The sequence below is a fragment of the Streptomyces sp. NBC_00273 genome, from assembly GCF_036178145.1.
Classification (GTDB): Bacteria; Actinomycetota; Actinomycetes; order Streptomycetales; family Streptomycetaceae; genus Streptomyces.
In genome coordinates this window covers 139,506-162,750 of sequence record NZ_CP108067.1, presented here as the reverse complement: position 1 = coordinate 162,750, position 23,245 = coordinate 139,506, and the positions used below count along the sequence as shown (strand labels likewise).

The 23,245-nt window shown below is 69.2% G+C and carries 23 protein-coding genes; 9 read left to right on the top strand and 14 right to left on the bottom strand.

Going from position 1 to position 23,245, the window contains the following annotated elements; all coding sequences use genetic code 11:
- The first annotated feature begins 29 nt into the window (after positions 1–29).
- Positions 30–1,118 (top strand): lytic polysaccharide monooxygenase auxiliary activity family 9 protein, encoded by a 1,089-nt coding sequence (locus OG386_RS00670; RefSeq protein WP_328786240.1) that lies wholly within the window; start codon positions 30–32, stop codon positions 1,116–1,118.
- Positions 1,119–1,198: 80 nt separating this feature from the next.
- Here the strand turns inward: OG386_RS00670 and OG386_RS00665 are convergent, their stop codons facing one another.
- Positions 1,199–1,603: a helicase associated domain-containing protein gene (locus tag OG386_RS00665; protein ID WP_328786239.1), complete on the bottom strand. Its 405-nt coding sequence runs from the start codon at positions 1,601–1,603 to the stop codon at positions 1,199–1,201.
- Positions 1,604–2,254: 651 nt separating this feature from the next.
- On the opposite strand from OG386_RS00665, the gene OG386_RS00660 reads away from it, so the two are divergent.
- Both OG386_RS00660 and OG386_RS00655 read left to right on the top strand, forming a co-directional pair.
- Positions 2,255–3,172, top strand: coding sequence for a radical SAM protein (locus OG386_RS00660; protein ID WP_328786238.1), 918 nt, complete (start codon positions 2,255–2,257; stop codon positions 3,170–3,172).
- Positions 3,173–3,186: 14 nt separating this feature from the next.
- Positions 3,187–4,365, top strand: a complete 1,179-nt coding sequence (locus tag OG386_RS00655; protein ID WP_328786237.1) for a methyltransferase domain-containing protein — start codon at positions 3,187–3,189, stop codon at positions 4,363–4,365.
- A 232-nt stretch (positions 4,366–4,597) separates the two neighbouring features.
- Here OG386_RS00655 and OG386_RS00650 read toward each other — a convergent pair whose 3' ends face one another.
- From OG386_RS00650 to OG386_RS00635, 4 genes are all read right to left on the bottom strand, one after another.
- Positions 4,598–4,720 (bottom strand): hypothetical protein, encoded by a 123-nt coding sequence (locus OG386_RS00650; protein WP_328786236.1) that lies wholly within the window; start codon positions 4,718–4,720, stop codon positions 4,598–4,600.
- Between the two features lie 232 nt (positions 4,721–4,952).
- Complete coding sequence (locus OG386_RS00645; protein ID WP_328786235.1) at positions 4,953–5,090, bottom strand: hypothetical protein; 138 nt, start codon at positions 5,088–5,090, stop codon at positions 4,953–4,955.
- A 382-nt stretch (positions 5,091–5,472) separates the two neighbouring features.
- Positions 5,473–5,733: a hypothetical protein gene (locus OG386_RS00640; protein ID WP_328786234.1), complete on the bottom strand. Its 261-nt coding sequence runs from the start codon at positions 5,731–5,733 to the stop codon at positions 5,473–5,475.
- 594 nt (positions 5,734–6,327) lie between these two features.
- Positions 6,328–6,642, bottom strand: a complete 315-nt coding sequence (locus OG386_RS00635; RefSeq protein ID WP_328786233.1) for a hypothetical protein — start codon at positions 6,640–6,642, stop codon at positions 6,328–6,330.
- 623 nt (positions 6,643–7,265) lie between these two features.
- Between OG386_RS00635 and OG386_RS00630 the strand changes: the two genes are divergently transcribed.
- Together OG386_RS00630 and OG386_RS00625 are read left to right on the top strand one after the other, a co-directional pair.
- Complete coding sequence (locus OG386_RS00630; RefSeq protein ID WP_328786232.1) at positions 7,266–10,364, top strand: NACHT N-terminal helical domain 7-containing protein; 3,099 nt, start codon at positions 7,266–7,268, stop codon at positions 10,362–10,364.
- A 146-nt stretch (positions 10,365–10,510) separates the two neighbouring features.
- Positions 10,511–11,053: a DUF6879 family protein gene (locus tag OG386_RS00625; protein ID WP_328793115.1), complete on the top strand. Its 543-nt coding sequence runs from the start codon at positions 10,511–10,513 to the stop codon at positions 11,051–11,053.
- On the opposite strand, the gene OG386_RS00620 is transcribed toward OG386_RS00625, so the two are convergent.
- Entirely contained in the window at positions 11,019–11,906 is an 888-nt protein-coding gene (locus OG386_RS00620) for an alpha/beta fold hydrolase (RefSeq protein ID WP_328786231.1), read from the bottom strand. The two genes, OG386_RS00625 and OG386_RS00620, sit on opposite strands and share 35 nt — an antisense overlap.
- A 534-nt stretch (positions 11,907–12,440) precedes the next feature.
- Here OG386_RS00620 and OG386_RS00615 point away from each other — a divergent pair.
- The 3 genes from OG386_RS00615 (at position 12,441) to OG386_RS00605 (ending at position 14,298) form a co-directional block, all read left to right on the top strand.
- Positions 12,441–12,797, top strand: coding sequence for a hypothetical protein (locus OG386_RS00615; protein WP_328786230.1), 357 nt, complete (start codon positions 12,441–12,443; stop codon positions 12,795–12,797).
- A 380-nt stretch (positions 12,798–13,177) separates the two neighbouring features.
- Positions 13,178–13,741: a matrixin family metalloprotease gene (locus OG386_RS00610; protein ID WP_328786229.1), complete on the top strand. Its 564-nt coding sequence runs from the start codon at positions 13,178–13,180 to the stop codon at positions 13,739–13,741.
- The gene (locus OG386_RS00605; protein ID WP_328786228.1) at positions 13,738–14,298 is read left to right on the top strand and encodes a hypothetical protein; all 561 of its coding nucleotides are present in this window, start codon (positions 13,738–13,740) and stop codon (positions 14,296–14,298) included. The genes OG386_RS00610 and OG386_RS00605 overlap by 4 nt, the downstream gene beginning before the upstream one ends.
- A gap of 363 nt (positions 14,299–14,661) precedes the next feature.
- On the opposite strand, the gene OG386_RS00600 is transcribed toward OG386_RS00605, so the two are convergent.
- The 3 genes from OG386_RS00600 to istB all read right to left on the bottom strand — a co-directional run bounded on the left by OG386_RS00600 (position 14,662) and on the right by istB (position 16,821).
- Positions 14,662–15,072 carry a GNAT family N-acetyltransferase gene (locus OG386_RS00600; protein ID WP_328793114.1) on the bottom strand — a complete coding sequence of 137 codons (411 nt, stop codon included), beginning with the start codon at positions 15,070–15,072 and terminating at the stop codon, positions 14,662–14,664.
- On the bottom strand, positions 15,073–15,204 hold the full coding sequence (locus OG386_RS00595; RefSeq protein ID WP_328786227.1) for a hypothetical protein: 132 nt from the start codon (positions 15,202–15,204) through the stop codon (positions 15,073–15,075).
- Positions 15,205–16,023: 819 nt separating this feature from the next.
- A complete protein-coding gene (istB, locus tag OG386_RS00590) occupies positions 16,024–16,821 on the bottom strand; it encodes an IS21-like element helper ATPase IstB (RefSeq protein ID WP_328786226.1) in 798 nt (265 codons plus the stop codon).
- Here istB and OG386_RS46740 point away from each other — a divergent pair.
- Positions 16,733–16,945 carry a DUF6059 family protein gene (locus OG386_RS46740; RefSeq protein ID WP_443053039.1) on the top strand — a complete coding sequence of 71 codons (213 nt, stop codon included), beginning with the start codon at positions 16,733–16,735 and terminating at the stop codon, positions 16,943–16,945. The two genes, istB and OG386_RS46740, sit on opposite strands and share 89 nt — an antisense overlap.
- Positions 16,946–17,057: 112 nt before the next feature.
- On the opposite strand, the gene OG386_RS00585 is transcribed toward OG386_RS46740, so the two are convergent.
- From OG386_RS00585 to OG386_RS00565, 5 genes are all read right to left on the bottom strand, one after another.
- Complete coding sequence (locus tag OG386_RS00585) at positions 17,058–18,299, bottom strand: FAD-dependent monooxygenase (protein ID WP_328786225.1); 1,242 nt, start codon at positions 18,297–18,299, stop codon at positions 17,058–17,060.
- Between the two features lie 9 nt (positions 18,300–18,308).
- Entirely contained in the window at positions 18,309–20,162 is a 1,854-nt protein-coding gene (gene asnB, locus OG386_RS00580) for an asparagine synthase (glutamine-hydrolyzing) (RefSeq protein WP_328786224.1), read from the bottom strand.
- 130 nt (positions 20,163–20,292) lie between these two features.
- On the bottom strand, positions 20,293–20,550 hold the full coding sequence (locus tag OG386_RS00575) for an acyl carrier protein (protein ID WP_328786223.1): 258 nt from the start codon (positions 20,548–20,550) through the stop codon (positions 20,293–20,295).
- A 99-nt stretch (positions 20,551–20,649) separates the two neighbouring features.
- The gene (locus OG386_RS00570; RefSeq protein WP_328786222.1) at positions 20,650–21,888 is read right to left on the bottom strand and encodes a ketosynthase chain-length factor; all 1,239 of its coding nucleotides are present in this window, start codon (positions 21,886–21,888) and stop codon (positions 20,650–20,652) included.
- Entirely contained in the window at positions 21,885–23,168 is a 1,284-nt protein-coding gene (locus OG386_RS00565; RefSeq protein WP_328786221.1) for a beta-ketoacyl-[acyl-carrier-protein] synthase family protein, read from the bottom strand. The genes OG386_RS00570 and OG386_RS00565 overlap by 4 nt, the downstream gene beginning before the upstream one ends.
- Positions 23,169–23,245: the final 77 nt, after the last annotated feature.

Below are 23,245 nucleotides of genomic sequence, written 5' to 3'. Positions count from 1 at the left end.
ATAGATTCGATCTAGGAGAAGGGGACGCTGTGAGCGCAACCCGGTTGTCTGCTCCGTCCGACCTTCGCGCGGACATCAGGTACCGCGATGACGGCAAGTACACGATGTACGGGATCAGTCTGCGATGGAAGATCGGGGAGAACGCCCCCGATCAGGGGGCCTGGCCCCCTCCGGCGGACTGGGAAGAGGGCAACGCGCCCTACCCGCACCAGTACGAGGTGTGGCTCAACAACGAGCTACGGCAGACGGTCTTCCTCCACTGGTCCGCATGGAACTGGATCCAGTCCAACTCCCACTGGGTGGACCTGGGCGACGAGGAGCCGGAAGGGCAGTTCCAGGTGAAGATCCGCGCCAAGGTGGGCGATCAGTTCACCCCGTTCACCAACCTGGTCACCATCGGCTCGGATCAGGTCTACTCCCGTAAGTGGGCGGCGCGCCAGCCTCGCCGGCGGGCCCCCAGGGCCGCCGCCATGGCGGACCCGCGGCACGGCACGGCCAACGACCCGCGCAGCAGGGCCGGCGCCGCAATCCGAGACGAGGACCCCTCACGGATCTGTGTCGAGGCGCGCCGCGTCAACACCAGTACCGACTGGCACGAAGTGGTGCCGGGGGCTGCCCGGATGCTCGCCGACTATCCGTGGAACGACGCCCAGAAGTACCTCGAGTACCGCAAGTTCTTCGGAGAGGGCACCCTTGCGTCCGCGGGGAACCCGGCGTTCCGCGGTCTGGATCTGGCACCGGACGACACGCTCGGGGACTGGCCCCTGACGGAGCTGGACACCTCAGCCCCCACCCAGACCTTCACCTATGACTACATGGCGTACCACCAGGGCGAGAGCTGGTCCCACCGGTGGTTCATCACCCGTGCCGACTGGGTGCCTTCCGAGCACTTGAGCTGGCACGACCTGGAGCCCATTCCGTTCCTGGTCGAGGTGCACGGCGCGCCCCGTGAAGACGAATCCACCAGCTGGGAGTTCGCGTCACTCCCGCGCCGAACCGGGCGCGCGGCGATCGTGAGTATCTGGGGCGGCCACGGAGGACCGGACACCCCGAACGGCGAGAACGGCGGCAAGACGGGCGAATTCTTCCTGTCCACCTGCGACGTGATCCTGCGATAGCCGAGCCCTACGTGCCGCCTGACCGGCCGCCTCCACCAGGGGGCCGTTCAGGCGGCCGGAGCACCGGATCAGTACCGGATTCACGCAACAGCGCCACCTCGCCGGGCCCAGTGGATGCCGAGTTCGGCGAGGGCGGCGAGCCGCGCTGGGTCGAGCTTGTCGGGCCTGCTCTTGGTGTTGCTCAGCCAGACTCCGAGCCTCACGGCGTGCTCCTGGCCGCCGACGTCCATGGTCTCGACGTGGCCCCTGGGGACCGCCACGGACCCCGTACGCGCCACGTACTGCTGGAGGGCCTGAAGGCCCTTCTGAAAGGCTTCCCCGCCCGCGCGCGGCCGGGACGCCGTCGTCGTCTTCGCCGCCGCTTTGCGGGCCTGTGAGGCCTTCTGGGGCTTCACGCCGAGCGTGGCGAGCCGGCTCCGCTGCTCCTCGCCCAGCCGGTCCCAGCCCCGCGCCGACACCGCCCCGGTCGGCAGCATCCAGCCCATCCACCCATCCGCCCACCCGGACTCCGGCCTCTGCTCGCGCCCCGTACGTGCTCGGAGGATCGGTAGAACATCGCGTCACGCGAGCCGCTCGTTGGCGAGTATTTCTCGAACTGGGCCCGGTCGAGCGGGGATAGCCTTGCTGCATGGTTGGAGGTGACGGGGGAGAGACCGAGACGGACTGCCAGGTTGTCTGGTCGGTCGAGTCTGGTTTAGACGGGCAGTGGCGTTCGGTTTCAGGGGCCTGTGATGAGCGGGACGAGGCTTTGGAACGACTTGAGTGGTGCCGGGTGCACGCCCCGCCCGCGGTGTCCTATCGCCTCGTTCGTAGAACCACCCGAGTGACGACCGCGGTCGAGGACGTCTGAACCGTTGTGTACTCGATCTGGAAGGGCCGTGATCGCGAGGGCTCCACAGTCGCCAGTTGCCCCGCCCCACGGGCGAGGTCGACGCCGCCCGGACGGCCGCCGGCTGACCTCCGCGGATCGTGGTCGCGGTTGGTGAACGGGCTGACGTGGCGGGGGCCGGAGGCGGCCGCGTCTCCCGGCACCGCACGATGAGCCGGTATCTGGTCTGGGCGTGGGGAAGGGCGCCTGTCGGTCGAAGTAGCCACATTGCAGGACGGGTTGACGGCCCGCGGCCTACGATCGCAGCATGACGAGCACCCGTGAGGCCCCTACCAGGCTGCGGTTTCTGTCGCTGGAGATCACCGGTCGCTGCCAGCTCTCCTGCCCGTCGCTGTGCTACGCCGGCTCGGGGCCGACGCGCAGCCACGCCAGCATGAGCGACGGCGACTGGTTCCGGACCATCGACCAGGCCGTCGCTCTTGGCGTCGAGGAGGTCCAGATGATCGGCGGCGAGCCGACGCTCCACCCCGGCTTCGCCTCGATCGCCCGGCACGCGGTCGATTCCGGCCTGCGGGTCCGGGTCTACAGCAACCTCTTCCGTATCCGCGACGAGCACTGGCGGCTGCTGGAGCACCCCAGGGTCCGGCTGGCGACGACGTACCACAGCAGCGTCGCGGCCGAGCACGACGAGGTCACCGGCCGCCCAGGCTCGCACCAGGCGACGCGCGCCAACATCGTCGAGGCGGTCAAGCGCGGCATCGCGTTGAAGGTCGCTGTCCTTCACGCCGGCGACCAGGAGCGGGCCGAGCGGGCCCGCGCGGAGCTGGAGGCCTTCGGCGTCCGCGACGTGCACGTCGGAACGGTGCGGGCCGTCGGCAACGCGGCGGGTACCGCGCTGCCGTCCACCGCCGAGCTGTGCGGGCGGTGCGGGGACCAACGGGCCACGGTCCTGCCGGGCGGGGATGTGGCGGTCTGCGAGATCGGGCGCTTCCTGACCGCGGGCAACGTCCTGAACGCCGGCCTGGATTCGGTTCTGTCCAGCCCGCGGTGGGCCGAGGCGAGCGCGAGCATCCCGCGGCGGACGGACCCGACGGCCTGCCACCCGGACTGCCAGCCCTCCAACTCCGATTCCTGCGACCCCGGCAAGAACGACCCCTGCGACCCGATGGGCTACGCACCCGCGACGCTCGGCGCGCCCGCGGCCGCCGTGCCCACGCTCCTCTGAAAGGGGCCCTGCTGATGGAGAGGACACCGGCGGGCTGGGACACCCATGCCGCACGGATGGCCAACGCGACCGTACGACCCGAGTCCCGCTGGCACGGGCCCCTGGCCACCGTGCCCCGGCACCTGTTCGTGCCCCGCTGGTGGACGCCGGCCGAGCAGGACGGCACATGGGTCTACAAGCTCCACGACGGGGCCGACGACCCCGCCGTGTGGATGAGCAGCGCCTACGACAAGAGCCTCAGCGTGATTACCCGCGTCGGCCCCCACCACGCCGACCACGCTGACCACGCAGCCGTGGTCCCGGAGGCGTGGCCGACCTCGTCGGCCACGCTGCCCGCGCTGGTCGTGAAGATGTACCAGCACGCCTTCCTCACCGACACCTCCCGCCTCATGGTGACCTGCGGCAGCGGCTACTCGACCGCGCTGGCGTGCCGACGCCTCGGCGAGGCGCGGGTCACGAGCGTGGACGTCGACCCGTACCTGATCCAGGCGGCGCGGGACCGCCTGACCACGGCCGGGCACCGGCCGCAGCTAGAGGTCTGCGACGTAACCGGCGAGCTGCCCGGCGTCTACGACCGCATCGTCTCCACCGTCTCGGTCCCGGCCGTCCCCGCCTCCTGGCTCACCGCGCTCGCCCCCAGCGGCCGCATGGTGACCGCCCTGTCCGGCACCGGACTGCTCATCGTCGCGGACAAGACCACCGACGGCGGCGCCACCGGCAAGGTCGCCCCCGAGCCCGCCGCCTTCATGAGCACCCGCCACGGCGACGACTACCCCCCCACGCCCGACAACGCCGACCTGTGGGCCACCGCACGGAAGGCCGACGGCGAGTCCGTCACCACCGGCCGCTACCCCGTGATCCGGGTCAGCCGCACCTGGGACGTGCGCTCCACCCTCGAACTCACGGTCCCCGGCATCGAGCACCGCATGGAGACGGCCGCGGACGGCACCCGTACCGCCTACATGCTGCACCCGGACGGCTCCTGGGCCCGCGCCACGGCCCCCGGGGCCCGCAAGGTCCCCACCGTTCACCAGGGCGGCCCGCGCCGGCTCTGGGACGAACTGGACCGCATCCGCACCTGGCTCGTCATCGACGGCGACCTGCCCGTAGCGGGCGCGGCGGTGCGCATCGACCCGGACGGCACCTGCCATCTCAGCCGCAGCGGCTGGTCGGCAACCATCAGCGCCCGGTAGATGCTCTGGCAGGGCACCGACCCCGTGGTGGTCGAGCGGGATCTCCCGGGCCTGGAGGCGCGGCTGGAGGACAGCACGTCTGGCGGGTCGCGGTCCGATACCTACCGGCCCGAGACTGTCAGCGGCCGGGCCGGCGCGGCGTCGGTGACTCGGTTCTGTTCCTGGACTGGCACGGCGACGGACGCGGCTACCAACGCCACGACTACACCGCTTCCCCGACCGTCTGACTTGATCAGTCTCCGGAGGCCGGTCCCTCGTTCTGGCCGTGGGTGAGGATCGGCAGCAGCGCCTCGGCGGCGTCGCACACGGTGCAGGCGATGGTGCCGGGCCGCGCGAGCGCGTCGAGTGCCTGCATGGTGCCCAGCGGGTGCGCGGTCGGTGGCGCCGGAGCAGCCTTCGGCGTGGACGGTGGAGGGCCGGCCGTGGGTGCGGCCGTCGAGCAGCCACGCCCATCGGGTCGGCGTCGAGGTGTGGGTGCGGGGGTGGGCGGGGATACGGCCGAGGTCGGTTCCGGGGAGCAGGCGCAGCTGTGCGGCGGTGACCCACGTGCTGTACTCGGCCGGCTCGACCCCGCCGCCGGCGGCCGTCTACCACAGGGGAACGCCTATGCGGTACATCCACAGTCCGGTGTCGAGCTGCTGGCGTTCGTAGAGCGGTACCCGCTCGATGGCTTGCCCGTCGGGGAGGACCAGAGTGATCGGGGCCGACGGAGAGGCATCGGACACGGTCAGGGGCGGGCCAGCAGCTCTTGCCGGGCCTGCCTACAGGGAACGCAGAGCGGTGACGCCGGAGCGCCGTACCGTGCGCAGGGAGATCCACTTCTCTGCACCAAGCCGTCAAGGTCCGCGAGGCGCCTGCAGCTGTGCTCGTCACCTGAACCCTCATGGCGGTCGCTGCCGGTGCTGGCGGTGCTTTGCGACGTCTTTGGGTGCGCCCAGCCGAGTGCACCTCGGCTGGGCGGTGAGGAACAGGATTGTCGCCGAAGTGAGCTGAGGGTGCCCGGTGGCGGTGTCCGATAGTCCGGAGCCGGTCGCGCCGGGGCGGTCGAGACAAGCGGTGCGCGAGCCGAAGAGGCAGGTCCTTCCGAGGCGGCGATGCGGTGGCGGTTCAGATGTAGGGGCTTGCCGATCTGTACGAGGTGTACAGGGTCTCCGGGCTGTCGGGGATGAAGCTGTACTGCATGGAGTCGTGCCGACGGTGGCGGCCGGGCTGGCTCACGTCGTACGCCGGGGCCTTCGGCTGGAGTCGTCCTTCGGTGGCAAGCATCTGTGCCCGCAGGAGCAGGTCCTTGGGGTTCAGGCCGAGTTCTTCCGCCACGGTCTGAAGATCAAGGCCGGACTGCCAGCTCCACTGCAATACGGAGTCCATCCCGGTCGTCCAGGTCACCCCGGCAGCAGGAGTACCGCTCTCCATCACAGGCCTATGGGCCGGCGCCACCGCTTCCGGGCGCGGTTGGGGCATATGCGCGCGCACTGCTTCCGTGTACGGCGCCCATCCGGAATCCGGGACGGGTGGGGGAGGCTGGGGAGACGTTTCAGCGGGAGGGCTGACGGGTGGGGGCGGCTGGGGAGACGTTTCAGCTGGGGACGGCTGGGGAGACGTTTCAGCCGGAGGGCTGACCGGCGAAGCAGGAGGGTTGAGCAGCTGGTCGGCGACGGTACGGGCGTCGTCCTTGCCAACCGTGCGGCGTGCGACTCGTACCTCGCGTTCGTTCAACCCCATCAGGTCGGCCACGGCGGCGTCGCTGCCGACCGTCACGGCCAACGCGGCCAGTGCCCTGGTCCGGCTCGCCAGCGCCTCGTCCATCACTGCCTGCGCCTCACGCACCCGATCGTCCCTGCTGCAGAACGCCTCGGCCAGCAGCGCGTTGCGTTCCCATTGTTCACGTGGCTCCACGCAGGCATCAACGTTTCTGCACCGTCCGCGACACACCCATCACAACCGCATCACCCGAAGGGCGTATCAACAGCCCTGCTGACCCGTGCCCTTGGTGATCACCCACAGGCGCCCGGCCGACCAGTCCACGTCCTCCAGGCGCACCCCGAGCAGTTCGCTGGCGCGGGCGCCGGAGCCGACGTAGCAGGCCGGCAGGGCACGGTCCCGATCGCATCTTATCTGCGCGAACAGCTCGTCCCACAGCCGATCCGGAATCGCCCGGGGCTGGCGCTCGCGCACCTTCGGCCGCAGCCGGGCCCGACGGTCCCGGCTTCTGGGCACCGGGTTGACCGCCGGCCCCCGGCCGTAGTGCTGGTGGAAGGCGTAGAAGCCGTGCACCACGGTAAACGCGTGCGCGATCGTCCTCGGCGCGTACCCATCCAGCAGCGTGGACTTGCCCGACTTTGGATGGCCACACCCGCGGGCATCGAGTCCGGCCGCGAGCGGCGCCGCTGCGGATTCGGCGCCGTACGCAGCCAGCCGGCTATAGCGGTCGTCTCCGCCTCGGTCGCCTGTTCCCAGCCGACATCCACCGCCCACAGCACCCTTCTCTGCACCACGGCACCAGGAAGTGCGGCTCGTCTCATGAGCTGGGTGTAGCAGCAGGGTGCTGAGCCTTGACAATGAATGCCGTGCCACACACGGCTTGGTCCTCGTGCATGGTGATCACCTGCCCGCGTTGTAGATGCCGCCCCTGGAGGACATCGAGGGGGTGAGTCGCAGAGTGGCTCGTCCACCGGGCTCCGGGGCCGGCGCAGATTCCACCCCTCGGAGCCAGCGCCTCCCCAGCGTGCCAGCCGGCACGAACGCGAGCCCCGTGGTGGGTGTCTTGTCCCGAACCGCAGGTCCCCCGGACTCCCCCATGCGAGAGTGTCCGGGCAGGGTCCACGCGGTAGCGCCCCTGCACGTAGGTGGGGAGATCAGCGCGGGCGTGTCAGCGACGGATGGGTCTTCATGGGGGCAGGATGAGCGTGCGCAGACTGCTGTCGTTCTCGGACGCATTGGTGCTGCTCGGCGGCGATCCGCCCGCCGTCGCCGCACTGGACCGGGCTTTGGGCGGAGCGCTGAACGCCGCGACGGGCGGTATCGGGGACGGGGTGCTACGAATCGCCGACGCCCGGGGCCGCATCGTCGGCCTGGGCCGCGACGCAGTACGGAATCTGGGGCGGCGCCTGGGCCGGTCAGAAGGGCGCTCCGAGCGCACGGAACTGTTGCAGGCCGCCCATACCGTGATCGTCGTCGTTGCATGGTTCCAAGCGCTTGGTGAGTCGGACCTGCCGTTCGGCGTCGATGACCTGGAACTGACCCGCAGCGAACAGCTCGCCCTCGCGGGCGCCCCGGATCCGCCGGGCGGTGCGGCGTTCGCGCAGTCGCTCGCTGCGGTCGACGCGCCCCACCCCGCACCCCACCGCCCGTTCGAGGACGTGACGGCGGAGATGCGGCTCTGGTACGGAGGGCTGTCGGAGAGGTTCCTCGGCTTCGTCGAAGGGCTGCGGGTCTGGGGCGACCTGACGGATTTCGACCGGACCTCGGCACGGCGGGTGCTGGCCACCGAGCTACCCCGCAGGGCGGTCCAGCAATATGAGGGCCTCTACGCGCAGCTGGCCCAGCAGGCACCCGAGTTCGGATTCTGGGTGGCACAGGTTGAGCACCAGGCCACCCGAGACCGGGTACGGCTCGCGCTGGTCGGCGTGGAGGAGCTGCTGTCCGAAGTAGCCCGGGCGATGCGCCCTCCGACAGACGTCGCGGCCGCCCTCGCCCTCGCCCATGAGGCCGCGCTCACCCGGCCCGTGCTGGACGCCTCGACCGCGCCCGACGGCATCAGTGTGCCCGCCCTCCAGGACATGTACCTGGATCCGGACTTCCGAGTGCGTGCAGTGGCCGGCACCGACGCCCCGTCGAGCGAGGCTTGGTGGGAGGAGATGCCCGTACGCCGCGACCTGACGGGCTACCTTGCAGGTGCCCTCACCTCCCCCGCCGGAGTCGGCTCCCCGCTGCTCGTGCTGGGCCAGCCCGGCGCCGGCAAGTCCGTCCTGACCCGGGTCCTCGCTGCCCGGCTGCCGTCTGCCGGATTCCTTCCCGTTCGGGTGCCGCTGCGCGACGTACGCGCCGAGGACGACCTGCAGGAGCAACTCGAGCAGGCGGTACGGGCGGCCACAGGGGAGCGGGTGTCCTGGCCGGAGCTGGTCCGCTCGGCCGGCGGTGTGGTCCCGGTGCTGCTCCTGGACGGTTTCGACGAGCTGCTGCAGACCACCGGCGTCCACCACAGCGACTTCCTCGTACGCGTCGCCCGTTTCCAGCAGCGCGAAGCGGAGCAGGGCCGCCCGGTGCGAGCGCTGGTCACCAGCCGTACGGCCGTCGCCGATCGCACCCGGTACCCGGAGGGAGTCGTCGCCCTCCGCCTGGAACCGTTCCGTCCCGCCCAGATCCGCCGTTGGCTGGAGCTGTGGAACGAGGCCAACGCGAGCAGCCTCGCGGCCCGGGGGCTGCAACCGCTGCCCTGGGATGCCATCGCCCGGCACGAGTCGCTGGCCGCGCAGCCGCTATTGCTGCTGATGATGGCGCTGTACGACGCCACGGACAACGGCCTACGACGCGACAGGCGCGAGGGACGCGATGGCCACGAAGGGGACGCCCCGCTCGACGAGGCCGAGCTGTACGAGGCACTGCTCACCTCGTTCGCCCGCCGGGAGGTGGACAAGACCGGTTTCGGGGCCACGCCGGAGGACGGACTGGCGGAGCGCGTCGAGCAGGAGCTCCAGCGCCTTTCCCTGATCGCGTTCGCCCAGCTCAACCGGCGTCGGCAGTGGGTGTCGGCGGCGGAGCTCGACGAGGACCTCACGGCGCTCCTAGGCCGCCGTTCTACCGGCACCTTCGGATTCCGTGCCCCCCTGGGTGCGGCCGAGGTGGCGCTGGGTCGGTTCTTCTTCGTCCAGCGCGCCCAGTCCGTCCGTGACGGCCGCGTACTGTCCACGTACGAATTCCTGCACGCCACGTTCGGCGAGTACCTGGTCGTACGGCTGGCGCTGCACGTCCTGACCGGCCTGCTCACGGACCGGCCGGCCCTGTCGCTCGGCACGAGCCGCGTCAACGACGACCTGGCCTACGCGCTGCTGTCGTACGCCCCGCTCTCCTCACGGCAGATCTTGCGGTTCGGGGAATCGATGGTGCGTCGGTTGCCGGACGGCGAACGCGAGCGGCTGGGTCAGCTGCTCGTACGTGTCTTCCAGCAGCACGCAACACGGACGGACCACCCCCACCCTGCGTACCGGCCCGCAGAGAGCCGCACGTCGGCACGACACGGCGTCTACGGTGCCAACCTCGTCCTGGTCGTGTTACTGCTGCTGTCGGAGGGCATCACCGCGGACAGGCTATTCCCGGACTCATCGGATCCGGGCGATGCCTGGCACCGGCATGCCCTGCTCTGGCGGTCGTCGTTCGACGAGCAGCAGTGGGCGGACTTCGCACTGTCGGTCTCGGTTCACCGTAGCCGTGCGGAGGGCGGCCGACGACTGGAGATCCGTCTGCGCACGGGGGAGCTGTCCCCGCCGCCCCCGTTAGACATGTACTGGCTGTACCGCCTCCCCCGGCGCGACATCGTGCAGTGGTCCCGGCCCTACTGGGAGGCGGTGTGGCACAAGATGGATGTGTCCGGAGGCACGAACGACTTGGTGGTACGGCATGCGATGGATCCGGTCATGGAGTGGCTGGGGCCGGCCGTGACCGTCTTCACCTCCCTCGGTGAGGGACAGCAGGCAACCTCACTAGCCCACGATGTGCTGCGGCTGCTGATCGGCGGCAGCGCCGGACTTGCGGGCGATGAGCTGGCAGCGCTGTACCTCAGGGTGGATCACGCCGTGGCGCTCCTGCCCGACGACTCACCCGCCCGGGAACCGGTGACCCGGCTGCTCGCCGACATGCTCGGCAGAGACGGCTCAGCCCTCCCGAGCGACACGGTCCTCGCCCTCGCCCGCGGCGTACTGGCCCATCCCCACCTCCGCGAGCGGCTCCGGCGGGCCGTCGAGGCCCATCATCCGGATCTGGGTCTCAGGCCAGACCTCTGATGGCACTGCTCTCTTACTGATCGTTCCAGAGGGTTACGACTGGACGACCTGTGGTTCTATAGCACGGTCGAAGGTGCCGGACCCTGACCCGATGACCGAGTTGGTGCAGTCAACCGACCACCGGGCGCAGGGGCCGGTCTTGCCGGCTGCCCAGGTGGCGACCTGCGGGCGGGGCTTGGTGGTGGTCTGCTCGGGAGTCATCGGGGTTTGCCGGCTGGCTGGCCACCGGCCGGCGGAACACGGATTCGGACTCGGGGTACTGGGTGTTCTGGACCGGTCTGGTGCGCCGTACCACGGCGCGGGGGGTGTCCGTGCGCCGGGTCCGGATCGTGTTGGAGTGCTCCTGCTACAGCCACGCCGGGGCGGTGGTGAACATCGCGGCCGGGGAGGAGACACCTGGTCGAGCGGACCCGCGCCTTCCGCGTGTACTGCTCCCACGTCGTTCCCGGCCTGCTCCACCCCCCCCGGATACGCGGCCGCCGTCATCGACAAGTACGGCACCTTCCACCGGGCGGCCGAGGACGTCGAGGTCGCCGCGGCGGCCCGGGCGACCCGGCGCTCGGTTGAGCTCTGGTGTGGGGCGGGCGGTCTTGTTCACGATCGCGGCTCGTGAACAAGACCGATCAGGCGTTCTGGGCCGGTCGATTGGGTCGATCACGGTGTGTCGTCCGCTTGGGCGGTGTGTGTGAGGATCGCGTCGGCCAGTCGGGGCAGTACGGCCAGGGGGAGGGCGTGGCCCATCGCCGGGACTTCGACGATCCGCGAGTTGCCGATCACTTGGCTCATGTGGCGGGCATGGGCCGGAGGGAACACCGGTTCGGCGCCGGCGGAGATGACGAGAGTGGGCACCTGGTTGCGGCCCAGCTCGGCGGTGCGGTCCATGCCCGAGTGGTCGGCACGGCCGTGGGTCATGGGGGAGTCGTACCGACCGGCGTGATCAATGATGCGGCGTTCCAGTGCCCGGAACTCCTCGGCGTCAAAGGTGGATTGGTTGCCGTTGAGCAGCCGCCAGTGCTCGACCCTGCGATCGAGTTCCGCTTCCAGCCCGTGATCCTCCACGGGGCGTGCCCAGAGATCGAGGACCTTTGGGTCGATGCCGGGAAGCTGATCAGCGGGGGTGCTGCTGCCGTCCGGGTTGGTCAGCGGGCGGCCGCTGAGGGCACAGGTTCCGATCAGGGTCGCGCTGATCACTCGCTCGGGGTGATTGGCCATCAGCAGCTGGGTCAGCATGCCGCCCATGGACATGCCCACCACGTGGGCGCGCTGGATCTCGTAGGCGTCGAGGACGGCGACCACGTCCGCGGCGAGATCGAGCACGCTGTAGGGGTGGTCGTCGAAGGAATAGGTTGAGCGTCCGGTGTCGCGGTGGTCGTAGCGGACGACGCGGTATTCCTTGGTGAGGGCCGCGACCAGTTCGTCGGGCCATCCAAGGCCGGAGGCCCCGGCACCCATGACCAGCAGCAGTGCGGGGTTGCGCGGATCGCCGAGCTCCTGCGCCCATAGCTGCACTTCGTCGTCGATACGGATGATCCGTTGTTGCACCGCGCCGCTCCTTCGACTTGTGGCGAGACGAACCGTCTCGCTATTGCTGCATCAGCATGGCCCGAGAGTCGGGGAATGTCAATACGAGACGACTCGTCTCGCGTTGGCGGGTCTTGGTGATGCCCCAAGGGGTCCGACTCGGGGCGCTCGATCACCTCGATCGCCATGCTGCTGGGCGTCTCCCCGCGCACCCCTCTACGACCTCCAGGAACTTCGGGTGGGGTGCCATGCCCCGCCAGCTCGAAGCCGACACCCGGAAGACGCCTGGCTAGAGGCGCCCGTCTCGGGGTGCTCGAACCCGAACCCTGCGTGGCAGACGAGTGTGTGGTGGTACGTCGCAGGCCTGTTCCGTGAAGTCGCCTGCCTCGCGCCTCCGCTGGAGCTTGTGGCGCACCGTTCGAGGCTGTCGATCGAGTACGGCTGGGAAGAGCTCTCCGAGGTCGACGTGGCGATGGTCCAGATCAGAGGCATCCACTTGCTCTCTACCGGCTGAACACCAGCCTCGGGCCGCTGGGAGCCGCAATCCAGGCCAGCATGTTCATCACCCTGGCGACCCATCCCGGCCTACGGGCCGAGGCAGACGGCCTTGACGCGGTCGACGCCGCCCTCGACGACACCGTCGATGCCCACGACCCGCAGGTCGAGGAACTCGCCGCGCAACACTGCGCCCACCACAAGGCCCTGCTCCAGGCCATTGAAGCGACCGGACTGGACGTGGCCGAGGAGAAGCTCTTCGAGATCTACGACTCCGAGGCGAACGGCGAGGACGACGCCCAGATGAGTGCCTTCGAAGCGGTAACCAAGATGCCCTACGGATTCTCTCCGGCCCGGACGCGGTGCATGGAACTCACGGCACGGCTCCTTGACGGGGACCTCTCCGCAGGCAGCTGATCGCCGGCGTGGCCGCCTGAGGATCCCGGATCCCTCTACCAGCACTGGGGCTGGCACGTCGGCGCGCCCGCCGCGGGCCTGGGCGTCCAGATCGGCGACGATCCCGTCCTGATCAACGAGAAGCCCGAGCGTACGGCCTGGCCGCCACTGGTGCCCGAGGTCCGCCCGTCCCTCACGGTGGTCCCCGGCGTCCTGGTGGTCACCGGCATCTTCGACTGACCGCACCGGCACCCGTACCCGCAGTCCGCCGCACCAGGCGGCCCCGCCTGCGCTCCGGCGGAGCCGACACCCACGAGGGGCCCCTGCGCAGGCATGTTCGGGTGGCCGGTGGCGGTGCTGAAACGATCGTCCTCGGCGGGGGCTGTCCTACCGTTGATGGGATGCGCAACTTCTTGCTCGGCCCGGCGGTTTGCGCCGCGGTGCTGCTTCTCGCGCCGGCCCCGGCGCATGCTGCGGTGGCGGCGCCGTGCATCGCGAGGTCGGGGAGTGACGCCACCGAGACGCGTGAGGACAGCTCGGTCGATGACGGTGAGATCCGGTGGACCGCGAGCACGAAGTACAAGGCCGAGTACTCCCACGCCAACAGGGCGTGGTCGTATCCGGGGGCGAGGATCAGGATTGCGCCGGATGCGGCGACGACCGTCAACGACCTGGACTACGAGGACTTCTCCGACCCGCGGAGCTCTGCGGCCGGGGTGTGGTCGCGACGTCCCGGGCTGGCGGCGACGGATCTGATCCGCTTCAACAAGGCGCGCATGGACACCTATGACCCGGCCACGCGCCGGATGGTCGCGGCGCACGAGCTCGGGCACGCGCTCGGGCTGTGCCACAAGTCGGGCAGCGGGAAGAGCGCGGTCTCCTCGGTGATGTGGCCGGACGTCGCCCAGTACCCCGATGCCCCGACGGACGTCGACAAGGCCAGCCTGAAGAAGCTGTGGGGATGATCATGAGCGTGAAGGTGTGGGTCGGCGGCTGCCTCGTCGCGGCCGTCGCCGCGGCGGGCGCCGCCTGGTTCACCATCGCCCCGGACGCCGGGAGCACCACGCACGAGGTGTGCGGCCCGGACCTGGGCCGTGACGACGTCGTCGCGGCCCGGTCCCAGGCCGTGGCCGTGGTGGAGGCGGTCGAGAACACCCGCTACCGGGAGGACGGTGGCAGCGCCTACCTTACGACCCGGGTGAAGACCCTGCAGGCTCTCAAGGGCGAGTTCGGCGACGTCCTGGACGTGACGCAGGGGGTGAAGAACGGCGGGAGCCCGGGCCGGTACGCCACCGAGGACCCGGACCGCTACGCGGTGCTGGAGCCCGGCCGCCGGTACGTGATCGCGGTCCAGTCCGGATCGACGGCCGGTGCCGCGGGCACCGAGGCGTGGGCCTGGTACGCCGAACCGGCCGCGCGGGGCCTGGCGGGGGAGCGGCAGCACTGGCAGGAGGCGATCGCCACTGCGCCCGAGACGGCCGCCAACAGTGCGTGTGAGGACGTCGATGCGCCGACGGGCTGACCGGCGCCCGCCGTGCCCCAGGGCCGTCAGCCGGCGGATGCGTGGCCGGCCGGGCCGGGGTGAGGGCGGACGCCCTGCGGGCGGGGAACACGGACGGGTGCGGAGGCATCGAACATCTGCGGAGCGTCGCCCCGACCGGCCGAGGAAGCACTCTGTCCGGGTGGGGCTCATCCGTCGCCCCGCGCGGCAACGCCCGGTCCCACGCGGACACAGGATGCAATGGCGACTGCTGTGGAGCCGCCCTCGGACGGGCTGCTCCCGGCCCCCGTGACGCTGTCGACCGCGGGCAGGCCCGGCTGCCGTCACACGGCGCCGGCAACGCCCCGGTCGGCAGCGTCCAGCGCCGCGCTCCGGTCCTGCGGGTCAGGTCAGGCGCAGGTCGATCCAGGGCACGGTGTTGTCTTCGCGCAGCAGGTAGCGTTCGACTTCGGTGAAGCCGTGCTGCTTGGCGAAGCGCAGTCCGTCCGGGTTGGAAGCCAGGACCACGGTCTCGATGACCTGGGCGTCCAGCGCGCGGGCCTGGCCCAGGGCACGCTGGTAGAGGCGGGTGCCGAGGCCGCGGCGGCGGTACTCAGGCAGGACGCGGGCGATGACTGTGGCGGTCGCGCCGTTGTCGCCGGTGGGCGGGCGCACGGTGCTGCAGCGGACCAGGGCGTCGCCGAGGTAGGCGACTTGGGGTGGTGGTCTGGGTTGTAGCTGCCGGTGGGTTTGCCGTTGCTGTAGGGCTGGGGGCGCGGTGGGTGCCTGGTTCCGGCCGGTGTGGGGGAGTGTCAGTCAGTCGATGCCGCGCCAGATGTGTGGCTCGGGCTCCGTGTCTTCCTCGTCTTCGCCGGGGATGAGGGGCGGGTGTCCGTATGGTTCCGGGCCGTTGACCCGCTCGTTTTTCGAGGTGCATGTCTCGTGCATGTGGGCTCCTCCCTCTAACGACGTGCGGATGATCGTCTATCTGTCTCCGAACGTTGGTTGGCGCGGTGTGTGATGACACGGTCGGTAGCTGGCGGAGGAGTTGGGGATGGATGCTTTCGGTTGGTGTGGTCGAGTGTTTCGGGGTTGCTGGTATGTGGTGTTGCGCTGTCTGGTGGCTGGCTGCGTAGGTCTCAAGCGAGAGCAGTTGTCAGTGGGTTCCAGCATCACTCGGCGTCCCGAGAGTGCATGAATGTCGGTGAGAAGTAAGAGCACCGGAAGTGGTGCAGGCTCTCGATGATCACGTGCGGAGGTAGCCCAGCCCGTGGCAGGATGACGGCATGTTGATCCGAAAGGCCGATGCCGCGTAGGCGTCCGAAGGCTGTCCGCGCTGAGCGATGGCGGCCACGTAGATATGTTCCGGTGCCACGGATCTCTGGTGTCTCCGCCCTTACTCGTGCTGCCGTTCGGCGCCTGGAAGACGAGCGGATGGAGCGGGATGCCGTCGCCGAGGCACTGTCCCGGTTTGAGTGGGCGTTCAAGCAGCCTGGTCGCTACTTGAACGCTTCTCAGGTGTGGGAGCCCGGCCTGGAGGTCGAAGATGCGCGTGACACCTTGGAAGAAGCGATGCGTCGCCTGCCTCGCGGGGCCCGGCATGACCTGGGCCGACTGGTGCAGCGAATAGATGCCGAGTTCGAGCGCCGCACCCTGCCGAACCCTGGCCGGATGAGCGAGTGGACGGCGGGTCGTTGGTGGTGGTGGCGAATCCGAGAGCGCTGACCGATAGAGACCCCCGACTTGGCATGCTCTCGGAAACTGCGATCACACAGCTGCGGCTTGTTGTTCGGCGCGGGCGCGGGTGGTGGCGAGGCGGTAGGAGTCAGTGCCGGTCTCGATGATGTTGCCGCCGAAGGTGAGGCGGTCGACGATGGCCGCGCAGAGCCGAGGGTCCGTGAAGGTCTTGGTCCAGCCAGAGAACGACTCGTTCGAGGCGATCGCCACGCTGTTCTTTTCCTCCCGTTCGGTCAGAACCTGGAAGAGGAGTTCGGCGCCGCGGCGGTCGAGTTCCATGTAGCCGAGCTCGTCGATGCACAAAAGATCGACGCGGCCGTAGCGGGCGATTGTCTTGGTCAGCTGCTTCTCGTCGGCAGCCTCGACGAGCTCGTTGACCAGCTTCGTCGCCAGCACGTACTTAACTCGGAAGCCGGCCATTGCGGCTTCGGTGCCGAGGGCGATCAGCAGGTGGGACTTGCCGGTTCCGGAGTCGCCGATCAGGCAGAGCGGCAGGCTCTTCTTGATCCATTCGCACTTGGCGAGGGTGTGGATCATGGCTGCGTCGATGTTGGGGTTGGCATCGAAGTCGAACTTTCGGAGGGACTTGTCGCGGGGGAAACCGGCGGCCTTGATGCGGCGTTCGGAGCGTCGACGGGCCCGGTCGTCGCACTCGGCGAGGAGGAGTTCGGCGAGGAAGCCGAGGTAGGACATCTGCTCGCGTTCGGCTGTCGCGGCGAGCTCGGGGAACTGGGACCGGATGGTGGGCAACCGGAGCATCCTGCATGCCTGGTCGACCGCGGAAGTGGCCGCTTGCTCGGTGAGTCCTCGCTGGCGGGGGAAGGTCAAGGTGTTGCGGAGCATGCCGTGTGGGCCGTCCGGCGGGCATCCGGAGTGGTTGTGCCCTGATGTGCCGTTCAGTGCGGTGGAGCGTGAACTGGCCCGCGCACTGCTCTTTTCGCGTCCGGAGTAGCGCCTAGTGAACGGGTCGGTACCTGTTCGGCTGTACTGCGTAGTGGTGTTTGCGTCGGGTCCGGGCCGCCCCGACGGCGGCTGGGGCCTGGTGGTGTGTCGTCCAGGTGTTGTTACTGGGGTGTTTGTTGGCCGGGCTCAAATAGTTCGTGGCGGATGCGGATTGTTTGGTTGCCGAAGGCGAGTTGGTTTAGCACGGTGTGGTAGAGGCGTGTGTGGGAGACCAGCTTGGCCATTCGGGGGCGGATCATCGAGGAGATCGTGCCGGTGGACAGCATCGTCTTGCCCTGCATTGCCTGGATTTTCATCATGCGGTGTATGTCGTGTCGGCGGGGGGTGGCGAACCGGTTCAGGAAGTCGGTGCTGGCGTTGCCGGCCCGTAGTGAGGCCAGTAGTACGGGGTGGGCGGCGACGGCGTCCTGAATGGCTACGTTGATGCCTTGGGCGCCGATCGGCCCGTGTGTGTGTGCGCTGTCCCCGATCAGTAGTAGACCGGGCTTGGCCCATTCGCGGGCCGTGCCGGAGAACACGTCGAGCAGTGAGAGGTCTTTGAAACTGGTGATCTCGGCCTGGATGCGGTCCGCTTGTTCGGGTAGGGCATTGCACAGTTGGGCCTTGATGTGGTCGAGTCCTAGAGCTGCTTGTTGTTGGTAGCTCTTGTGGGGGAGTGTCCAGCCGATTTGGATGTTCCCGGGGTAGGAGGCGTAGGCCAGGGCGGGGTTGCCGCCCGCCCGGAAGATGCGTACGTCGTGGGGCAGGTTGCTGTCGGTGGGGAGCTTGAACCAGAGCACGTCTTGGTCGAAGGCTTCCATCCGGTCGTATTCCACGCCAGCCAGCCGTCGCACCTTGGAGTAGCGGCCGTCCGCCCCGATGACGCAGTGTGCGTGCACCACCTGGTCTCCGGCGGGGCCGCGGCCTATCGCACCGCGTACCTGCCCTGCGCTGTCCGTGATCAGGGTGGAGCATTTGGTTGCTTCGAGGTACTTGAACTTCGTGTGGGTGCGGCACTGTTCGAGTAGTTCCTGGAGGATGTGCTGCTGGGGGATGCTGAGGAGGCAGTTGAAGGGGCCGGGTAGTTTGCGGTAGTCGCCGTTGATCAGGATCCGGTCGTTTTCCTCCAGTAGGAACCGGTCGTGCTCGTAGCAGCCCCGGGCCCGGGCGCCGTCTAGGACTCCTAGGTCGTGTAGGAGTGACTGGCCGCCGGGCTGGAGGATTTCGCCGCGGTACTCGCGTTCCAGGGATCGGGAGCGTTCCAGGACGGTGACCCGGGCTCCGGAGCGGAGGAGGAGCAGGGCGAGCGTCAGGCCGGCGGGGCCGGCGCCGACGATGCAGAAGTCGGTGGGTATTTCGCTCATTGCCGCACCTCACACATCGAGGCTGACGTCGTACTCGGTCAGCCAGGCGTTGAGCCACAGGGCCATCTCCAGGCCGCCCCGGTCGTAGGGCTGGCTGACGTCGCCCAGCGGACGGTCCACGATCTTGCGTACCTGGGCCCGGTCGAGCAGTGGCAGGACGGGGGAGTTGGCGTCGGCGGCGATGTCGGCGAGCTCTGCGCGCAGTGCCTGCTCGTAGAGGGGGTCCTGGGTTGCGGGGTAGGGGCTTTTGATCCGCTCGGTGACGGAGGCGGGCAGCAGGTCGGACGCGGCGGCCCGTAGCAGGCTTTTCTCGCGGCCGTCGAACGACTTCATGGCCCAGGGGGTGTTGAAGACGTACTCGACCAGGCGGTGGTCGCAGAACGGCACTCGAACCTCGAGGCCGACGGCCATGCTCATCCGGTCCTTGCGGTCCAGCAGCGTCTGGACGAACCGGGTCAGGTTGAGATAGCTGACCTTGCGCATCACACGCTCGTCGGCGCTTTCGCCGGGTAGTACCGGCACCTCGGCGAGGGCCTCGTGGTAGCGGTCTTGGCGGTAGCCGGGAAGGTCGAGCTTGTCGAGGAATCCCTTGTCCAGAAGGCCGAGTCCGCCGAAGTAGCGGGTCGAGCCCGAGGTCAGCCAGGGGAAGGTGTCGGCGCGTACCGCGTGGGGGTTGCGGAACCAGCGGTAGCCGCCGAAGAGTTCGTCGGCGGCCTCCCCGGAGAGCGCGACGGTGGAGTGCTCTTTGACGGCCCGGAACAGGAGATAGAGGGAGGGCCACATGTCGCCCCAGAACGCCGGGGGAGCATCGACGGCGCGCAGCACGGCGCCGCGCAGCACGGGATCAGTGAGGTCGCCGCTGTTGAGGACCACTTCGGTGTGGTTTGAGCCGACGTGGCGTACCACGTCCTGGACGAACGGTGCGTCGCGCATGCCGCGTACGGCGTCCGGCAGGAAACGGTCGGCGGCCTGCGCGAAGTCGACGGAGAACGAGCGCACGGTATCGAGGCCCTGCGCCGCCGAGAAGCGGGCGGCGAGCGCGGTGACCGTCGAGGAGTCGAGGCCGCCGGAGAGCAGCAGGCACAGCGGGACGTCGGAGACCATCTGCCGGGCGACGATGTCCTCGAGCAGGCCGCGGACCGTGCCGATCGTGGTGTCCAGGTCGTCGGTGTGCTCCTGGGCTTCCAACTTCCAGTAGGCGCGGGTGGCAAGCCCCTGCCGGTTGATGCGGACCAGGTGCCCCGGGCGGACCTCGTGCATCGCGCTGAACACGCCGACGCCGGGGGTCTTGACCATGTCGAGGAGCTCGCACAGGCCCTCGGCGCCGACGCGGCGCGGCGCGAGCGGATGAGCCAGGATGGCCTTGGGTTCCGAGCCGAAGAGCACACCGTGTTCAGTGGGCAGGTAGAAGAGCGGTTTGACGCCCATGCGGTCGCGCAGCAGCAGCAGTTCCTCGGTGCGGGGGTCCCAGACGGCGAGGGCGAACATGCCGTTGAGGTGTACGGCGAGGTCCGCGCCCCATTGGAGGTAGCCGCGCAGCACCACTTCGGTGTCGCTGGAAGTGCGGAAGGTATGCCCCAGGGCCGTCAACTCAGCGCGCAGTTCACGGTAGTTGTAGATTTCACCGCAGAAGGTGAGCGATGCGAGTGTGTGGTTGTCGCCGTCCTCGGCAGTCATGGGCTGTACGCCGCCTTCGAGGTCGATCACGGCCAGCCGGCGGTGGCCCAGCGCCACGTGCTCTCGGATCCACAGCCCTTCCGCGTCCGGGCCCCGGCACGACATGGTCCGTGTCATCGCCGTCGCGGTGGCCTCTTCCCGGGAGAGGTCCCGCTCGAAGTCGACCCATCCTGCAATGCCACACATCGCGATATCTCTCCTTCGGGTGAAGTGCCGGCCGCAGGCACCGGCGCCTGCTCGGTGCTGGTGCTGGTGCTGGTGCTGGTGCCGGTGCTGGTGCCGGTGCCTGCGACAGCGATTCGACTGAGGTGGACGCCTACACCCGCTGGGCGAGTTGGGCGTTGATCAGACCGAGGAGCTCGCCCGGCGTCCTGGCCTCTGTGACGACCTCGTCGGGCAGCTCGACGCAGTGGTCCCGCTCGATCCGGCTCACCGTGTTGAAGAGCGCGAGCGAGTCGTAGCCGAGGTCCTCGAAGGTGGTGTCGAGGATGTCGCCCTCCAGATCGACGGACTCCTCCTCACCGGCGCACTCCCTCAGCAACCGCACCAGTTCCTGGATTTCGAACGCGGCCATGTCAATCAGTTCCTTTCAAGGGGGGTAGGAAAGCGGCTCTTGTCAGGGAGCCCGTGGCAGGTGGCCCTCGAGTAGTCCCGAGGCCAGGCGGAGCCGGTCTCAGGTGGCCCGGCGTACGACCAGGGCGGAGTTGAAACCGCCCAGGCCGCGGGCGACAACCAGCGCGTTGGAGAGCTTTCCCTCGCGCGGGACGTCACGGACCAGGTCGAGCAGCTCCCCATGAGCGGGGGCATCGACGTGGACGGTGGGGGGGATGACCTTGTCGCGGATGGCGAGCAGGGCAGTGGCGACGTCGAGGGACCCACCGCCCGCAAGCAGCCGGCCCGTCATGGTCTTGGGAGCGGTAACCGCCACCCCGCGCGGGCCGAAGACCGCGGCCAGGGCCTCGGCCTCGATCCGGTCGAGCTCGGGGACGCCGCACGCGTCGGCGAACACCACGTCGATGTCGTCGGGCGCCATCGACGCATCCGACAGGGCCAGTTCGATCGCCCGACGCAGACCCGGTTCACGGCCGGACCCGGGGCGCGGGTCGAAGGTCGAGGCGTAGCCCGCCACCTCGCCGTAGCGGTGCGCCGCGCCGCGCTCCCTTGCCTGTGCGGCGTCCTCCAGGATCAGCAGGGCACCGCCCTCGCCGACGACCGAACCCTGCGCCCGCCGGTCGAAGGGGACGTAGGCGCTGCGCGGGTCGCGGGAGAGGCTCAGGCGCCCGGAGCGGATGATGCACAGCCAACTCCAGGGCGACAGCGAGCCGTCGACCCCGCCGGTGACCATGAGCGGGGTGCCGGAGCGGACATGGCGCCGGGCCTTGGCGATGGCGTCAAGACCGCCGGCCTGCTCGGACACGATGGCGCTGCCGGGGCCGCGCAGCCCGTGCCGGATGGAGATCTGGCCGCTGTTGACCGGGTAGAACCAGGCGAACGACTGATAGGCGCTCACGTACTTGCCGCCCTTGCCCCACAGCGCCTGGAGTTCCGTCTGCCCGAACTCGAAGCCCCCCGCCGAGGCCGCGGTGACCACCCCGCACGCGAAGGGGGGCATGTCCCTGGGCGCTGCGTCCGCATCCGTGAGGGCTTCCTCCGCCGCGATGAGCGCGAGTCGCGTCATCCGGTCGGTCTGCGGCAGCAGCCGACTGGGCAGGTGCGCGGAGGGCTCGTACTGCGGTATCTCACCGGCGAGTTCAGCTGAGTAGCCGGACGGGTCGAAGCGGGTGATCCGGCGGATGCCGCTCTCACCGCGCAGCACGGCCGACCAGTAGTCGCAGGTGTTGAGCCCCGTAGGGGCGACGACGCCGATCCCGGTGATCACGGACCGTACCGTCGTGCCGGTGGCGCTGCTCACGCCATCCTCCGCTCCGGCTTGTTCAACACCAGCGCGCTCTGGAAGCCGCCGAAGCCGCTGGCCACGCTGAGCACCGTGTCGACTGTGCGCTCACGGGCCACCAGCGGCACGTAGTCGAGGTCGCATTCCGGGTCCGGCTCGTGCAGGTTGGCCGTCGGCGGGATCACCGAGTGCTCGACGGCCAGCGCACAGGCCGCCGTCTCCAGGGCGCCGATCGCGCCCAGGGAGTGCCCGATCATCGACTTGATGGAGCTGACCGGCGTGCGGTAGGCGTGATGTCCCAGACTGCGCTTGAGCGCGCTGGTCTCGTGCCGGTCGTTCTGCTTGGTGGACGACCCGTGGGCGTTCACGTAGTCGATGTCGCCGGGGTTGAAGCGGGACATGTCCATGGCGGCGGTGATGGCGTCCGACATCTCCAGACCCTCGTCGCTCAGCCCGGTCATGGAGTACGCGTTGCACCGGGAGGCATGGCCGGAGAGCTCGGCGTACACATGGGCGTCACGTCGCCGCGCGTGCTCCAGCTCCTCCAGGACGAACACCGCGCAGCCCTCACCGAGCACGAAGCCGTTACGCGTGCGGTCGAACGGCCGGGAAGCGGTCTCCGGGCTGTCGTTGCGCGCGGAGGTCGCCTTGATGGCGTCGAAACAGGCCACGGTGATGGGCGAGATCGCCGCATCGGACGCGCCCGCAGTGATCACGTCGGCGTGGCCTTCGCGGATCAGGTCCGCCGCGTGCCCCAGAACGTCGATGCCGGAGGTGCAACCGGTGGACACCACGCCCACCGGGCCCTGCGCATCAGTGATCCAGGCGAGCTCCGCGGCCATGGAGGACGGCACGAAGTAGTCGTACAGATAGGGCGAGCCGTGGAACTCGTCCACCAGCCACGACTTGCCCTCATCGCTGACGAGGGCGTACTCGCTGTCGAGGCTCATGGTGCTGCCACAAGCCGTCCCCATCATCACGCCGGTCCGGTGCGGATTTGACTGGCCCAGGATTCCGCTGTCCTCCAACGCCTCTTTGCCGGCCACGACCGCGAATTGCGTGGTGCGGTCCCACTGTCGGATCTGCCGACGGCTGAGGCCTGCACTGAGCGGGTCGAAATCACACTCTGCCGCCACCCGGGAACGGAAGGGCGACGCGTCAAACAACGAGATGGTGCGGGTCGCCGTACGTCCTGACGTGAGCAGTTCCCAGTACTGCTTCCTGCCGATTCCACCAGGGGCCACCACGCCGATTCCCGTGATGACGACGCGGCGCCCCTCGGGTATTCCAGTCACCATAACTCCCTCCGCTGACTATTCCCAGGCCACGCCTTCCAGCGGTCAAATTGACGGGCTGGATCAGAGAATGCGATGGC

Bases quoted from the DNA above. Each gene is read 5' to 3' on its own strand.
- OG386_RS00585 (WP_328786225.1), bottom strand. From the start codon at position 18,299: ATGAGCGAAATACCCACCGACTTCTGCATCGTCGGCGCCGGCCCCGCC.
- OG386_RS00575 (WP_328786223.1), bottom strand. From the start codon at position 20,550: ATGGCCGCGTTCGAAATCCAGGAACTGGTGCGGTTGCTGAGGGAGTGC.
- OG386_RS00605 (WP_328786228.1), top strand. From the start codon at position 13,738: ATGATCATGAGCGTGAAGGTGTGGGTCGGCGGCTGCCTCGTCGCGGCC.
- OG386_RS00565 (WP_328786221.1), bottom strand. From the start codon at position 23,168: ATGGTGACTGGAATACCCGAGGGGCGCCGCGTCGTCATCACGGGAATC.
- OG386_RS00640 (WP_328786234.1), bottom strand. From the start codon at position 5,733: ATGGACTCCGTATTGCAGTGGAGCTGGCAGTCCGGCCTTGATCTTCAG.
- OG386_RS00595 (WP_328786227.1), bottom strand. From the start codon at position 15,204: ATGCACGAGACATGCACCTCGAAAAACGAGCGGGTCAACGGCCCGGAA.
- OG386_RS46740 (WP_443053039.1), top strand. From the start codon at position 16,733: ATGGTGGGCAACCGGAGCATCCTGCATGCCTGGTCGACCGCGGAAGTG.
- OG386_RS00615 (WP_328786230.1), top strand. From the start codon at position 12,441: ATGTTCATCACCCTGGCGACCCATCCCGGCCTACGGGCCGAGGCAGAC.
- OG386_RS00650 (WP_328786236.1), bottom strand. From the start codon at position 4,720: ATGCAGGCACTCGACGCGCTCGCGCGGCCCGGCACCATCGCCTGCACC.
- OG386_RS00660 (WP_328786238.1), top strand. From the start codon at position 2,255: ATGACGAGCACCCGTGAGGCCCCTACCAGGCTGCGGTTTCTGTCGCTG.
- OG386_RS00665 (WP_328786239.1), bottom strand. From the start codon at position 1,603: ATGGGCTGGATGCTGCCGACCGGGGCGGTGTCGGCGCGGGGCTGGGAC.
- asnB (WP_328786224.1), bottom strand. From the start codon at position 20,162: ATGTGTGGCATTGCAGGATGGGTCGACTTCGAGCGGGACCTCTCCCGG.
- OG386_RS00630 (WP_328786232.1), top strand. From the start codon at position 7,266: ATGAGCGTGCGCAGACTGCTGTCGTTCTCGGACGCATTGGTGCTGCTC.
- OG386_RS00655 (WP_328786237.1), top strand. From the start codon at position 3,187: ATGGAGAGGACACCGGCGGGCTGGGACACCCATGCCGCACGGATGGCC.
- OG386_RS00610 (WP_328786229.1), top strand. From the start codon at position 13,178: ATGCGCAACTTCTTGCTCGGCCCGGCGGTTTGCGCCGCGGTGCTGCTT.